General features: G+C 53.6%; 12 protein-coding genes. 5 read left to right on the top strand and 7 right to left on the bottom strand.

The window, feature by feature from the left end; all coding sequences use genetic code 11:
• Window positions 1-3: 3 nt before the first annotated feature.
• Together CEK60_RS10735 and CEK60_RS10730 are read left to right on the top strand one after the other, a co-directional pair.
• Window positions 4-2,130: a TonB-dependent siderophore receptor gene (locus tag CEK60_RS10735; RefSeq protein WP_089039020.1), complete on the top strand. Its 2,127-nt coding sequence runs from the start codon at window positions 4-6 to the stop codon at window positions 2,128-2,130.
• A gap of 209 nt (window positions 2,131-2,339) precedes the next feature.
• Entirely contained in the window at window positions 2,340-3,131 is a 792-nt protein-coding gene (locus CEK60_RS10730) for a PhzF family phenazine biosynthesis protein (protein ID WP_089039019.1), read from the top strand.
• A gap of 26 nt (window positions 3,132-3,157) precedes the next feature.
• Here CEK60_RS10730 and CEK60_RS10725 read toward each other — a convergent pair whose 3' ends face one another.
• Entirely contained in the window at window positions 3,158-4,339 is a 1,182-nt protein-coding gene (locus tag CEK60_RS10725) for an AAA family ATPase (RefSeq protein ID WP_089039018.1), read from the bottom strand.
• A 26-nt stretch (window positions 4,340-4,365) separates the two neighbouring features.
• Window positions 4,366-4,959: a TetR/AcrR family transcriptional regulator gene (locus tag CEK60_RS10720; protein WP_232471503.1), complete on the bottom strand. Its 594-nt coding sequence runs from the start codon at window positions 4,957-4,959 to the stop codon at window positions 4,366-4,368.
• A 222-nt stretch (window positions 4,960-5,181) separates the two neighbouring features.
• On the opposite strand from CEK60_RS10720, the gene CEK60_RS10715 reads away from it, so the two are divergent.
• The gene (locus CEK60_RS10715; RefSeq protein WP_089039016.1) at window positions 5,182-6,705 is read left to right on the top strand and encodes an MFS transporter; all 1,524 of its coding nucleotides are present in this window, start codon (window positions 5,182-5,184) and stop codon (window positions 6,703-6,705) included.
• Window positions 6,706-6,784: 79 nt separating this feature from the next.
• Here CEK60_RS10715 and CEK60_RS10710 read toward each other — a convergent pair whose 3' ends face one another.
• Window positions 6,785-7,312, bottom strand: a complete 528-nt coding sequence (locus CEK60_RS10710; protein WP_089039015.1) for a hypothetical protein — start codon at window positions 7,310-7,312, stop codon at window positions 6,785-6,787.
• A gap of 51 nt (window positions 7,313-7,363) precedes the next feature.
• Entirely contained in the window at window positions 7,364-7,807 is a 444-nt protein-coding gene (locus tag CEK60_RS10705) for a MerR family transcriptional regulator (protein WP_089039014.1), read from the bottom strand.
• A gap of 73 nt (window positions 7,808-7,880) precedes the next feature.
• On the opposite strand from CEK60_RS10705, the gene CEK60_RS10700 reads away from it, so the two are divergent.
• Together CEK60_RS10700 and CEK60_RS10695 are read left to right on the top strand one after the other, a co-directional pair.
• A complete protein-coding gene (locus tag CEK60_RS10700) occupies window positions 7,881-8,909 on the top strand; it encodes an SO_0444 family Cu/Zn efflux transporter (RefSeq protein ID WP_089039013.1) in 1,029 nt (342 codons plus the stop codon).
• Between the two features lie 324 nt (window positions 8,910-9,233).
• On the top strand, window positions 9,234-10,430 hold the full coding sequence (locus CEK60_RS10695) for an MFS transporter (RefSeq protein ID WP_232471502.1): 1,197 nt from the start codon (window positions 9,234-9,236) through the stop codon (window positions 10,428-10,430).
• Between the two features lie 65 nt (window positions 10,431-10,495).
• Here the strand turns inward: CEK60_RS10695 and CEK60_RS10690 are convergent, their stop codons facing one another.
• From CEK60_RS10690 to CEK60_RS10680, 3 genes are read right to left on the bottom strand one after another with little or no spacing between them, the layout of a single operon-like run.
• Window positions 10,496-12,571 (bottom strand): FUSC family protein, encoded by a 2,076-nt coding sequence (locus CEK60_RS10690; RefSeq protein ID WP_089039011.1) that lies wholly within the window; start codon window positions 12,569-12,571, stop codon window positions 10,496-10,498.
• A 3-nt stretch (window positions 12,572-12,574) separates the two neighbouring features.
• Window positions 12,575-13,447, bottom strand: coding sequence for an efflux RND transporter periplasmic adaptor subunit (locus tag CEK60_RS10685; RefSeq protein ID WP_089039010.1), 873 nt, complete (start codon window positions 13,445-13,447; stop codon window positions 12,575-12,577).
• Complete coding sequence (locus CEK60_RS10680) at window positions 13,447-13,665, bottom strand: DUF1656 domain-containing protein (protein WP_089039009.1); 219 nt, start codon at window positions 13,663-13,665, stop codon at window positions 13,447-13,449. The genes CEK60_RS10685 and CEK60_RS10680 overlap by 1 nt, the downstream gene beginning before the upstream one ends.
• Between the last annotated feature and the right edge of the window lie 168 nt (window positions 13,666-13,833).

Below are 13,833 nucleotides of genomic sequence, written 5' to 3'. Positions count from 1 at the left end.
AACATGATTGATAGCCGTAGCACAGCCCGGCGCAACGCAAATTGGTTACGGTGGCAGCAGGCCACTACCGCCATTCTGTGCGGCACGACGCTGGTGACTATTCCCATGATCGGGAATGCGCAGGAGACAGGCGAAGGCGTTGACGATAATGAGGGCTATCGCCTTGCTCCTATTATCGTCAACGCCCAGGCCTACGCTGATGATGATGCCAATTCGATAGTGACTCAGGAGCTATGGGTCGGCGGTAAGGTAGCTACCAGTATCCTCGATACCCCCGCCTCCGTGTCGGTCGTCACTGAGAAGGAGATCGAGCAGCGCAACGCTTCTACTACCGAGGAAGTGCTGCAATATACGCCAGGCGTTCTCACCGATTATTACGGCACCGATGATCGTAACGATTACTTTAAAATTCGCGGATTTCAGGCGACCACCTACCGTGATGGACTGACGCTAGGCTCAATGCGCGGTGTACGCGAAGAGCCTTACGCCTACGAGCGCGTTGAGGTGTTGCGTGGCGCCAACTCCACCATGTTTGGCCCGGCGGATCCGGGCGGTTCGGTCAACTTCGTGAGTAAACGGCCACGCTTTGAGCGTTTTGGAGAGGGCTATCTCTCCTACGGTTCATTTGATGCAAAAGAGGCCGGTGTTGATGTGGGGGACACGCTGAACGCTGACGAGACAGTGGCCTACCGTTTTACCAGCACCATCCGGGACAGCGATCGCGAATACGATCACTCCAAAGACAACAATGGTTTCCTGATGGGAGGCCTGACCTGGGAGCCGACGGCGTACACCTCGGCAAGCGTTATCTTCGATTACCTGAAGCGTGACGACACCCCTAATAGCGGCGGTTATCCGCTTGATCGGGAGTACGATCGCAGCGAGTTCTTTGGCGAGCCCGGCTTTAACTATCATGACGTCGAGCGTACCAGTCTCACCGGGCAGTTCACTCATGATTTCAACAACGGGCTGACGCTGCGGGGGAATCTACGCTACAGTGACCTGACCGACGACTTCGGTTACGTTTATATCACTGACTCTGCGGCGCGCGTTGGCAGCGTGGTGGATCGCGACTACTTTGGTACCGACAACGAAGCCCAGGAGTTGATCGGCAACGCTATCCTGCAATACGACGCCCGCTTTGATCAGGTCGATAGCAGCACGCTCGTGGGTATCGAGTATCGTGATGCCTCAACCGAAGACCGTTCGTTTTACGGCGATGCGACCTCCATTGATATCGCAAATCCCGCCTTTAGCGGTGCCCCAAGTAGCCTGAATGTCTATAGCCGCAACAAGCAGGACTTCACCACCGAGTCGGTTTTCCTGACACAGAATTTGTCCTTCTATGACCGCTTCATCGTGACAGCGGGCGTGCGCAACGACTCAATGGATGTCTCAAGTACCAACATGGAGGGCGTTACCGATTCCGATGATTTCTCGGAGACCTCACTTCGTGGTGCTCTGACCTATCGCGTCACCGACGAAATTTCTACCTATGTCAGCATGGTGGAGTCGGTCGCACCGCCAACGATTGGCGTCGATCCCGAACGGGGCGAGCAGTACGAAATTGGTGCGAAATATTCTCCCTTTGGTACGAATGCGCTGTTTTCGGCGGCCATCTATGACCTGACCAGGGATGACGTCACCATCTCGGTTGTACAGGACAATGGCGTTATTGAGCGGGAAACCGTAGGTGAGTCCCGCGTACGGGGGCTTGATTTGGAAGCCAAGGCTGAGTTGACCGATAGCTTTAGCGTAGCCGGTGGTTACTCCTATATGGAGTCGGAAGTGGTGCGCGACAGCAACGCCTCCAGAGAAGGTAACGAGTTCACTGCGGCACCTAAACATACGGCGTCACTGTGGGGCTACTATACCTTGCCACGCCAGGATATGAGTGTTGGCCTCGGCGCCCGTTATGTTGGCTCCTACTACTTTGATACTGCCAATACGTCAAAGAGCAGTGCAGCAACGCTCTTCGACGCGGCTTTCAGCTACCAGCTCACCAAAGACGCCGACCTAGCCGTTAATGTCAGTAACTTGCTCGACGAGCAACACGTGGTTGGTTCAAGCACGGCTGATTACTATAATCCGGGGCGTGAAATCAGCGCGAAAGTGAGCTATCGCTGGTGATATAATTTCGTCTATATCCCAGCAATCGCAAAATGCCCCGACTTGGTTCGGGGCGTTTTGGTATCAGGCCAGTTCCCTGTGTGGCATAGAGTTCGAGCAGCTGTGACATCTGCTGAGTCTCACTCCGTCAATCAAGGCTTGGTATCATCGTGGGCAGGCTTTAATGCGATCTCTTAAATGACCCCTAATGTTAGAAAAGGCTGGCTGTAATGAATATTGATCTTTACCAGGTAGATGCGTTTGCCTCTAAACCGTTTGAAGGTAACCCTGCGGCGGTTTGCCCTCTGGAAACGTGGTTGGATGATGCGTTGTTGCAGGCAATAGCCACGGAGAACAACCTCTCTGAAACAGCCTTCTTTGTGCCGACCGAGTCTGGCTATCACCTACGCTGGTTTACCCCTTCTGTAGAAGTAGATTTGTGTGGCCATGCCACGCTGGCGGCGGCGTGGGTGATTTTTAATGTGCTGGGCGATAGTGCTGAAACACTGCAGTTCGAGACCCGCAGTGGGCAGCTTTTAGTGCAGCGTGACGGCGACGAGCTGGCGATGGATTTTCCCGCAAAGGTAGTCGAACCCTTGGCGATGGAAGCTGAGGTAAAGGCAGCGCTAGGGCTTCGTCAGATCGAAGAGTTGCTGATATCTGACGATATCGTGGTAGTGGTTAACGATGCGCAGTTGATTGAATCGCTAACGCCGGATATGCAGCAATTGAAGCACCTTCCTGGGCGCGGCATTGTCGTTACCGCAAAAGGCAGCGATGTAGACTTTGTCTCCCGTTGGTTCGGCCCCAAAGTCGGAGTGGAAGAAGACCCCGTAACTGGCTCGGCGCATACCTCGCTTGCGCCTTACTGGGCGAAAAAACTGGGTAAACGGCAGCTTACTGCACGCCAGGGTGGTGCCCGCAAAGGTGCGCTGAGCTGCGAGATAGAAGGCGACCGCGTGATTATCAAAGGCCGCGTTGCGCCTTACTTGAAGGGGGTGATTACGCTGCCCAGCTGCTAGGCCGCTTACCGCGCCGTTTCTCTTGTTTAATCCATCCAATGCCAGGGTGGTTCGTCCAACCATCCCTGGCCGAGGATAACGGTCTCGCCAAACTCTTTATTCAGAGCAATCGCGTTACAGGCAGCCTCTTTTTCCAAAGTGGCCACCAAGCGTGGCGCGTGGGAGACCACCCACACTTGGGTTTCCTGCGATGCGCGAATAATCAGGCGTCCTAGGGCAGGCAGCAGATCCGGATGCAAGCTGGTTTCCGGTTCGTTTAACACTAATAGGGAGGGCGGACGAGGGGTAAGCAGTGCCGCCACCAGCAGTAGATAGCGAAGCGTTCCGTCGGATAATTCCGACTGGTTTAAGGGGCGCAGCAGCCCATCCTGAAGAAATTGTAATAGGAAGCGGTTACCGGCGTCGGCTGCAAAATTGATGGTTGCACCGGGAAAGGCGTCTTCAATCGCCTCGTACAACGCTTCTCTGTCGCCAATCTCGTGGATGGTTCGTAATGCGGCCACTAGGCTGTGGCCATCGTGATCCAGCACCGGGGTGCGGGTACCAATCTGTGGTGTGCGGATAATAGATTGCGAATCGGTTCGGAACTGATCATAGAAGCGCCAACTACGAATGGCTTGCCGGACCGCATGAACCTCAGGTACGGCGATCGGGTCACTGATTTCGTTCAAAATGCTTTCGTAGCTATTGAGATGGGCGTCGTAAACCTGCCATTTGCGGCCAACACGCACTTTCACCACCGATCCGACTCGGTCGATCAGGCAACTGCTGGGGCGGCAGACGTCGCCAGCCCAGATACACTCGCGCTTTATCTCGGGGTCGAACTGGAACATGGAAGGGTCCCCGTAGCCAGCAAACCCCTGCGGCGCGGGCATTCCCAGTGAAATGGCGTAACCAAAGTCTTCACCCACAAAACCCAGCCTAAGGCGGGGATTGTTTCTCTTGGCGGAGCCTTCTATGGGCGCAGTGCCATCTTTCATGCTTTTGGTGAGTTTTTCCGGGCCAGCCCAGAAGGTGTAATCAAGCCCGCCTTCCTGGGCAATCGATGAGATCAAATTGCCTTTAGCTGTCTCTGCCAGTAGCCGCAGCGATTTATACAGGTTGGATTTTCCACACCCATTGGGTCCGGTAACCACATTGAGACCTGTTAGGGGGGAGACAACGTTTTTCAGACTGCGATAGTTGGATACGGCAAAGGCGTTAATCATAGGCGCTGAGATCCGCGATAAAAAGTTTATCTGGCTGTCTTTTCCGGAGGGGGCAGCATACGCAGACAAGCATCTGCCACTTGGTGTGCAAAGCGTGCACGGTCGTTAGCCTTGGCTGCAATGATATCGTCTGTGGCGCCATGCACCCCTGAATAAATAACCAGAGCCACTACCCTTGGTTCCTCCACTCGCCAGGTGCCCGCCAATTGTCCACCTTCAATGATGTCTAGCAGTTGATCAAGAAGGGCGTTCCTGGCTTGGTTAGAACGATCATGATGGTGATGGTTGGTGTAGACGATGTCGTGCGTTCGGTATGTTTGTGCATACACGTCGACGCTGACTTCAATCCATGTTCTCAATCGCTGCAGCCAATCGTGGTCTGGGCAGGCGTCCAGGGCTTTCTGGAGGCGCGCTAGAAAGTCAGCCGTGTACCGTTCACCCAAAGCAACCAGCATGTCGTTCTTGGATGAGAAGTAGTGATAGAACGTGCCTTTGGCAACTTGGGCTTCCTTAACAATTTCGTTGATTGTTGTGGCTTCAACGCCTTTGGCCAGGAAGAGCTTTTCGGCGGCAGTCATCAGCTCATTTAGGCGAATTTCAGCCGGTTTGGTTCTTGGCACTTTAGCTGCCTGCGGCGTTGGCTTCGTTGTCTTATGATCCATTATGTCGATTTTTAACTCTTGGTTGGCTTCAACATCCCTTAGAAAATACGGCCTAGTTTAGGCGAGCTAAGGCTCAGAGCATAGGCGATCGATACTGTATAATTCATTGACCGACGGTCGGTCGGTTTGTATGCTTAAGCAAAGAGCACGCAATTTTCTATCTCACCGTAAGGAACTGTCATGCAGCCTTCTCGCCGCTACGGCGCATTGTGCGCTGTTTGTCTTGGAAGCTTTATTGCCACACTTGATATCAGCATCGTCAACGTGGCACTCCCTACCATGCAGACGGCATTACGCACCGATATCGTAGGGCTGCAGTGGGTAGTCAACGCTTATGCGATCTGCCTATCTGGGTTCATGCTGTCTGCGGGTCCAATAGCGGATAGGTATGGTCAAAAGCGCGCTTGGCTCAGTGGTGTCATCCTGTTCACACTGGGCTCGGTACTGTGCGGCTGGGCGCCGTCATTGCCGGTGTTGCTGGTGGGTAGGGCCATCCAGGGAACTGCTGGCGCTTTCCTGATCTGTGGTGCTATGCCTATTCTTACCTCTGCCTTTCCCAATCCAAAGGAGCGTTCGCACGTAATCGGTGTTTGGTCAGCCTCCAACGCCTTGGCGCTAATCCTGGGGCCGTTATGCGGGGGGCTATTGCTGCATCATTTTGGCTGGCAGAGCATTTTTTTGATTAATCTTCCTCTGGGGATATTGGTCGTTGTGCTAGGCATGTACGGCATTACCGAGCGTAAGTATCCCGAGCACGCTGCACGTGATCCGTTGGGCCAAGTTCTCAGTGTGGTAGCCCTGGGCGCATTGGCGTTTGGCATGATTGAGGCAGGGAATAATTTCACAATGGGGGGCATTGCATTGATTGTCGCCGCGATCAGCTTTGTTCTGTTCGCGGTGGTAGAAAGTCGAGTAGAGCGGCCTTTGCTGCCGATAGCCCTTCTGCAGGAGCGCGCTTTTTTAGTGGCGAATTTCGCCTCGTTCATATTGGGATTTTCTTACTACAGCAGCCTGTTCTTTTTCTCGATTTTTCTCCAGCAGATTCAGCATTGGTCGCCTGTTGAGGCTGGCTGGCGCATGATGCCGCAATTTGTCATGACGCTGTGTGTTTCTCTGCTATTTGGAAGATTAAATAAGCTGATTCCCCTGCAGCGGTTAACGGCAGTTGGCTACGGCTTCGCTGGGCTTGCTTTGCTCTTAATGGCAACGGCCACGGCACAGACACCTTACTGGGTTGTGGGGGGATGGTTTGCGTTACTCGGTATCGGGGTGGGGCTGGCAGTTCCTGCCACTAGCATTGCCGTGATGAGCCTGGCATCGGCCGAACTATCGGGAGCCGCCTCTGCAACAATGAATGCACTCCGCCAAGCTGGCATGACAATTGGTATTGCGCTGCTTGGTACATTAATGAGTGAGCGGGCAATTCATGTTTTTGCCTCTGCTTCTGCCGTAGTTGAGAGAGGAGTTGAGAAAGGAGTTGAGAAAGGAGTGGGTCGTGTGGAACAGATTGCGCGCGAGGCTATCACTCAGCACGTATTCCCCAACACCTCAATCGCACTTCAAGACCTTTTTACCCGCGCGATGGAAAGTGGTTTTCATTTGGCAATGTTGTTGGCAGGGCTCGCCTGTTTTGGCGTACTAAGCTTGCTGCTCATGGGTAATATTCATGCAGGCCAGCGATATAGCCCTAGTTCCAGTCCATAGATGACACTGTAACTTCCTCTAGGCGTGTTAATCGCTGTCTCAAGGTGGAAACTACTCTGTCAGACCGTATTGCTACCCGCTAATGGGAATTAGCAGGGTGGTCGGCAGGGATAAAGGTCGCAGGCTCTGCCGCTGGAGGTAGCTGCTTGTTTTCCAGAGTTGCCAAGGCAATCTTGTAGCAATCCTCGATATGTCTGTTGCCCATGTACTTCATGGCAGTAAAGCTAATACTGCCTGCCACAGCGCTGCCAATAAAGGGAACAAACTTAGAAACACCTTTGGCAGCAACTTTAACGCCCATCTTGTTCAGTAGCGTTATGATTAACGTCTTGGTGATGTATTTTCCGGCTAACTTGCTTCCCGTATTGGAAATGGCGGTCATCACAAAAAGCTTGGTTTCAGTATCTAGGCTTTCGATTTGTTCAGGCGATAAACCAAACTGGGCATTAATTTTGGGAATTATGCGCATCAAGATGGCCACGTCTGAGCCGATATCCAGCCCAGGTATGGGAATAATGGCGGTGCCTGCTGAGATCCCTGCGCTTTTGGTCACCATCGAATAGCATGACTTTTTAATGGCGTCGAGTTGTTCCCTTGTCTCAATCATGCGGTGTTCCTTTTTTACGATACTGAACTGCGATATTGCAGGGGGCAGTCTTTACGCCGTCACTTCTCCGCATCCCCGCTCGGTGCAGGTGGGTTGGTGGTCATACAGCGTTTGAATGATCTGACAGTTAGCCGCCTTGCCGCCTCGGCATTGATGCACCACTTGGCGCAGTTCCCCCGCCAGTGCTTGTAAGGCAGCGATGCGTTCTTCTAAGTGCTCTAGATGACGGCTGGCAATATTATCGGCGGCGGTGCAGTCGGTGTCGGGGTTGTCGGAAAGTGCTAACAACTCCTGAATGCTGTGCAGATCTAACCCCAGGCTACGGCCATGGCGAATAAAGCCAATGCGTTCTAATGCCGCCTGATCATAAGACCGGTAGCCTTGCTCTCCCCGCTGTGGCGGTGCCAGTAATCCCAGCTTTTCATAATGGCGAATGCTTTCCGGCGAGCATCCGGTTCGGCTAGCAACTTCACCGATACGATAGTAGCGTTTCATTGGCTTGACCCTGTAACGATTACAGGGTTTAGGCTAGTCGTTATTCTCTTGACTAACAAGCAGGTAACCGACGATGAGTTTGATCAATGAGCTATTGAGTATTGCGTTAAGTGCCGCGCCTTGGCTGCTGCTGGGGCTGGTGATTGCGGGATTAATTAAGGCCTTAATGCCAGAGCATCTATTACAGCGTTGGATGGGAGGGCGTGGACTGGGCAGCATTTTACGCGCAGCGGTGATTGGTATGCCGTTGCCACTGTGTTCGTGCGGGGCGATTCCCACCGCACTGGCGTTGCATCGGGGTGGGGCGGGCCGTGGGCCAACCACGTCTTTCCTGATTAGTACACCCGGCGTTGGGGTGGATTCAATGCTCATCACCAGTGTGCTCTTGGGCCCATTAATGGCCCTGGCGCGAGTGTTGGGAGCCTTGGTAACTGCGATAGTGACGGGCATTTTAGTGGGCTTTACTGGCCAATCAGCGCTGCCGAAAAGCACTCCTGTTAGCAGCTGCTGTGCATCAAAAGGGGCTGATGATGGCAATGCTCACACACATGCCACTGAGTCGACGGGGGTAGTCGCAGGATTAAAGTATGCCTTTAGTGATTTATTGGATGACATCAGTAGTTGGATGTTTGCCGGTTTATTATTGGCGGGGGTGTTGGTTACCTTTGTGCCGCCAGAAACCCTGGTAGGTTTTTCGGGTGGCTTGTTGGCGCTAATCCTTATGGCAGTCATCGGTATTCCTTTATATATCTGCGCTACCGCAGCCACACCGGTAGCCGCTGGCTTGCTATTGGCAGGCATTTCACCGGGGATGGCGTTAGTTTTCCTACTGGCTGGCCCTGTGACGAGCCTAGCCACCCTGGCTATTCTGCGGCGTGAGTTTGGAAACCAAGCGTTAGCGGTTTATCTCGTCAGCATTCTTCTGGTGACGGTGCTGATTGGCTGGGTGTTTGATCAAGGGCTGGCGATGACAGGTTGGGATCCGGTTCAGCAGGCGAACCAAGTTCAGGAGCTGCTACCTGCATCTGTCGAGTGGTTGGCTTTAGGCGCATTGGTACTGTTCTCTATTCGTCCTATGCGTAAGCGGTTGTTAGGGTTTTAGGCCGCTAACCACTAATAAGCGTTTTGGAAAATTTAAGGTAAACAGAGCTAGTTCATACCAGTCGTTAACTTTAGAAATGCATTTGTGCTAGGAGGCGTCGACCATAAATAGAGCCATTTGCGTGCCAGTTTTATAGGCATGCAAATGGCTCTTTTGGAAGCGTAGCCGATACTTTCCTCTTTCCTCTTTCCTCTTTCCTCTTTCCTACCTTATTCCGGAAATGTCTCAGTAACCCTTATTTCTCTTGACCTCAAGTTAACCTGAGGTTTTACAGTAAACGCCGATTCTTATTTAGCAATGGCCGATAAAGGGTGGGCAGTGGGTATGCGCAATAGCAATTCGAGATCAATACCGTTGGTAAGAACGATCCTGCTGATCATTCTTATTGGGCTCAACCTGCGGCCATCCATGGCGGCTATTGGGCCCCTGGTTGAGGCAATCCGTCACGATGTAAGTCTTTCATTTACACAGTTGTCACTTTTAACCACGTTGCCGGTATTAGCGATGGGGCTGGGGTGTTTTGCTAGCGCATTGCTCGCAAAGCGGATCGGCTTTAACAGCGTGATTACTCTGGCGCTTGTGTCGATTGCTTTATCGGACGCGTTGCATTGGTTTGACTTCGGGTATGCAGGTTTATGGACAGCTGCACTGGGCGCCGGCATTGGCATAGCGTTTATCCAGGCCGCACTTCCTGCGGTGATAAAACAGGCAGCAGGCGAGAAAACCCCAATGGTGATGGGGTTCTATATTGCCTCCATTATGGGGGGCGCGGCGCTTGCCTCTGCCATTACCCCTGTAGTGAGTGATTATATTGGCTGGCAGAACGCCTTGGCGTTATGGGGGCTTTTAGCACTTGCAGGGCTCGCTGGCTGGGTGATGCGCAGGCAAGTACTGCCAGCCCCTAGTCAAAACAACAGCGTTAGCATCGCTTTTTCAGCGATGGCGCGGCAGCCTCGGTTTTGGTCGTTGGCAATTTTCTTTGGTTTAGGCACGGCGGGTTATACCTGCCTTCTGGCTTGGATTCCGCCCACCTTTATCCATTTAGGTTGGTCTGAAACGCAAGCGGGGCTGGCGCTTAGTTGGCTAACGGCCATCGAGGTGATGGCTGGCCTAACGTTTCCGATACTGGCTCAACAAATGAAAGACCGTCGCCCGGTGTTATTGCTGGTACTGCTGTTGTCGGTGGCAGGCTTTTTGCTTCTTGGGCTAATGCCTAAAACCATGGCTTGGTTGGCAACCGCGCTGCTGGGGTTAGGAATAGGTGGCCTTTTTCCCTTAAGCTTGATCATCACTATGGATCACTCAGACGATCCCGTGCTAGCTGGTCAGTTGACTGCTTGGGTACAGGGCATCGGCTATCTCATTGCCTCTTTAGCACCTATCGCGGCGGGGTTGATAAAAGACTTGCTGGGAGGATTTGAGCAGGCATGGCTGATGCTTGGGGTGATTTTTATTGGACTGATAGTGATGAGCCTCCGTTTTGATCAATCTAAAGCGCCCCATCAGCTACGCTTTAGTTAGGGCAAGGAGATTCTCGGCAATCTCGCTGGCAAAGTCGAAACGCTCTATAACATTGATTTATTCGCTCACTGTGATGCGGGTGTCGACAAGCGCTGTTTAGCTGAAGGCTTACTATGTGGCCGCTCCGCCATAATACGCGCAAGACGCTCTAAGGCCAGTTCGAGTCGTTCAACCAAGCCTTTCATGAGCACGAGACGGTCGGCGGGAATGTCACCGTAGGCCTCAATCGCCGCTTCCAACTGCTTACCGGCTTCGCGAATGCCTTGGGGCGGCCGCCCGTTGGCACTCTCTGCAAAACCGTTGGCTAGCGTCTGCAGTAGGTCTTGGTGCGTTCGGCGGATTAACGGGTGCGGCGCATCGTCGAGACGGTCACGTAGGCGCAACATCGCGGTGCCCAAGTCGAGCCCTGTCAGGCCTAAAATAAACAGATGGCGTTGGTCCTCGGGGAGCATATCGTCGTGCTGAGCGAGCTGCAGTAGTCGGTCGGCCATATGGCCGCTGAAGCGGGTTTCAGCATCTCGAATCGAGCGTCGGCGTAGCCCATCGATATCCTGGGAAATCGCCTTAATCAGACGCCGCCTCCTAAGTCGTGCACCTGGCCCTGGCAGTAGGCGGAAAGCCATAACGACGCAGGTTAGCCCAATCACCACGGCCACCACCCGGTTGGCGAAGCTGTCGAAAGTGAAATCCATGCCGTTGCCAGGCATGGTCAGCAGAATGTTGAAAATAGCAAAGGCTAAACAGTACCCCATGGTGGCCGGGTTCGTGGCTCCCAGTAAGCCTAAAAATAGTGGCGTGCCAAACAGCATCGCTAGCATCGGAAAACCATTGGCTTGGGAGAGCAGTACATGGCCGAATAGAAAGGCGCTGGGAATCGCCGCCAACATGCCTTTGTAAAACATCATCGTGATAGCGACTGGGTTTTCGCGGCTAGCGAAGAAGGCTGAGAACAGCGTGCCCAGCATCATAGCGATCATGGCACTATTCCAGGCGGTAACAATCCAGAAGGTTGCCAGTAGCGCAAACAATAATCCCGAGCGTATGGCGTTAATAGTGGCGGCAAGGTGGTCACGGTGCCAGGCTAGCGGCGATGAGCGTAGTTTATGGCGCCCCGGTGAAGCAATTGCCTCGCGGGCGTCGAGCATCACCAGCGCATGGCCAATCGATTCGCGAAGTCCCAAGCGAAGGCGCTGGTCGAGCGGGGCGATGCTGCTCTCCTGGTCACTTTCATGAACCTGATGGCGTAGCACCTGGAGTGCTTTTCTTGCTTTAGCGACCCCCTTGACGTGTTCTGCCTCACGAAAGCCCTGAGCGACCCGACATGCAAGCTCGATACTTTGTGGGTCGAGCCGATCGGCGTGGTCGTACATCAGTTGATGGAGTGCTTGAAGGTTGGCGAAAAAGCGCAGTGTACGCCGCGTTAGTACGTGGGTGGCGCGTACTCGGCCGGGGCCGACAGGGCCCTCAAAACGGGCCGCTTGGCTATCGGTTTCCAGTAGTGTTAATGGCGCTAGGCTACTCCGCAGAGCTTTCTGCATCGCTGGAATATCGTTGCTGGCTTCCAAACGCAGGGCGGCATGCTCGAAGGCTTCGTTGATGACGCTGTCGGCCTGGGTGGCAAGGTGTGCACCTACATGGGATGGCCAGAGTAGCGAGCTGACCAGCATCGCGCAGACTGCACCTAGCCCCAGTTCGGAAAGCCGGGCCACGGCGATATCGAAAATACCCGCTGGTGTGCTGCCGCTGGAAATCACCACAATCAGCATCGCAGTGACGGCAGCCATCAGGCAGCCGTAAGTGTAGTTGTTACGCCACAGTGAACCGACATAAGTGCACAGCATAATCCAGGCCGTCAATACGATCAGTGCGGGTATGCGTGCTTGGACGAACAGCGCCATTATCACGATACCTGCAACGGCACCGATAAAAGTGCCGCTAAGCTGGCAGATGCCTTTTTCGATCACCATGCCGCTCATCGGTCGAACCTGGAGAAAAGCAGCCGACATTAGCGCCCAGTAAGGTCTTTCCAGGTCGAACCAGAGAGCCACATAGAGTGCCAGCATCATTGCCAAGGTGGTTTTGATAGCGAACTTAACCGCCGTGGCATTGGGCGTCAGGTAGGTATTAACAAACGGCGACATGAATCACTCAGGCTGTTCGGCAGCGTGGACGCGTACCGTTGCTGTCATGCCGACGCTAAGCAGCGTGTCGTCAGGGACGTTGTCTAACGAAATGCGTACTGGGATGCGCTGTGCCAAGCGCACCCAGTTAAACGTTGGCGCCACCTGTGGTAGTAGTTGCTGGTTAAGGGTGGTGTTGCTATCGGCAATGCCTCGGCCAATACCCGCCACTCGGCCATCCAGATGGGGGGCGCCGTTCATTAGAATGATCTCGACCGGGTCGCCTACGTTGATCGACGCCATTTTGGTCTCTTCGAAATAGCCCACCACGTAATAAGAGTTGGCGGCGATCAGTGCCATTACCGAGGTGCCGCGATTTACGTAGTTACCCGCCACAAATTGCACGTTAAGCACATGGCCGCTGACCGGCGCCGTTACTTGTGTTCGTTCTAGATCAAGCTGGGCACTGATGAGGTCGGCCTGGGACTGATTGAGATCGGCAGCAGCAATACGTGAGTTGATTTGGGCAACCTGCTGGTCTTCTGCACTAATCGCACGACTGCTACGCAGTTGGTTCCGCCGGCTCTCTTCTGCGCGGCTGAGTTCGAGCGTTGCTTGACGGTGTTCAACCGTGGCCTGGGCTCTGTCGACTGCCGTTTGATAACGAGTGTCATCAATCTCAAACAGTACGTCGCCCTGGGTAACGTAATCGGTATCGGTAACATTGAGCGTATGCACCCAGCCCGATACATCAGGCGCAATCGTGACGACCTCTGCATGAATGCGAGCGTCGCGGGTCCAGGGAGTATAAAGATAGTAACGCCATAGCCAAGTACCGGCGGCAATAGCAAGTGCGACAATAACCAGAGTAAGTAGCAGTCGGAGCGAATGGCGCATCAAGAACCCCCGAGCAGAATAGTAAATACACAGGTAATGCCAGCCGTAAGGATGACGAAGAGCGACAGATCGAACCACGCTGCGTACCACAATGTATGCTGCCCCAGCACCCAGTGAAGCAGCGTGCGGGTCACCAGCGTGGCGATGAAGCCCAAGAGGGCATAGATCAGCAGTGGGCTAAGAAGGATGCCACCGACAGCGATTTCCTGAAGACCCATAATATCCTTGAATAGCTGGAGAACAATAATAGAAACAATATGAGTACGTTAACTCTCGGAGGGTCAGTTGTTTTGCGACCACTTCTGACACTGCTAATAATCAGCAGTATAGAAAGCGTAAGCTAATCTTGCTTTATCGAAATACGCGCTGTTCAGGTGTTAAGCATG

It is taken from the genome of Halomonas sp. N3-2A (genome assembly GCF_002216165.1).
Lineage (GTDB): Bacteria > Pseudomonadota > Gammaproteobacteria > Pseudomonadales > Halomonadaceae > Vreelandella.
Note: the sequence above shows the minus strand (reverse complement) of the source record. Positions and strands in the feature narration are given on the sequence as shown.

Coding starts and splice junctions, on each gene's coding strand:
- CEK60_RS10725 (WP_089039018.1), bottom strand. CDS start 4,339: ATGATTAACGCCTTTGCCGTATCCAACTATCGCAGTCTGAAAAACGTT.
- CEK60_RS10690 (WP_089039011.1), bottom strand. CDS start 12,571: ATGTCGCCGTTTGTTAATACCTACCTGACGCCCAATGCCACGGCGGTT.
- CEK60_RS10685 (WP_089039010.1), bottom strand. CDS start 13,447: ATGCGCCATTCGCTCCGACTGCTACTTACTCTGGTTATTGTCGCACTT.
- CEK60_RS10735 (WP_089039020.1), top strand. CDS start 4: ATGATTGATAGCCGTAGCACAGCCCGGCGCAACGCAAATTGGTTACGG.
- CEK60_RS10705 (WP_089039014.1), bottom strand. CDS start 7,807: ATGAAACGCTACTATCGTATCGGTGAAGTTGCTAGCCGAACCGGATGC.
- CEK60_RS10710 (WP_089039015.1), bottom strand. CDS start 7,312: ATGATTGAGACAAGGGAACAACTCGACGCCATTAAAAAGTCATGCTAT.
- CEK60_RS10730 (WP_089039019.1), top strand. CDS start 2,340: ATGAATATTGATCTTTACCAGGTAGATGCGTTTGCCTCTAAACCGTTT.
- CEK60_RS10700 (WP_089039013.1), top strand. CDS start 7,881: ATGAGTTTGATCAATGAGCTATTGAGTATTGCGTTAAGTGCCGCGCCT.
- CEK60_RS10680 (WP_089039009.1), bottom strand. CDS start 13,665: ATGGGTCTTCAGGAAATCGCTGTCGGTGGCATCCTTCTTAGCCCACTG.
- CEK60_RS10715 (WP_089039016.1), top strand. CDS start 5,182: ATGCAGCCTTCTCGCCGCTACGGCGCATTGTGCGCTGTTTGTCTTGGA.
- CEK60_RS10695 (WP_232471502.1), top strand. CDS start 9,234: ATGCGCAATAGCAATTCGAGATCAATACCGTTGGTAAGAACGATCCTG.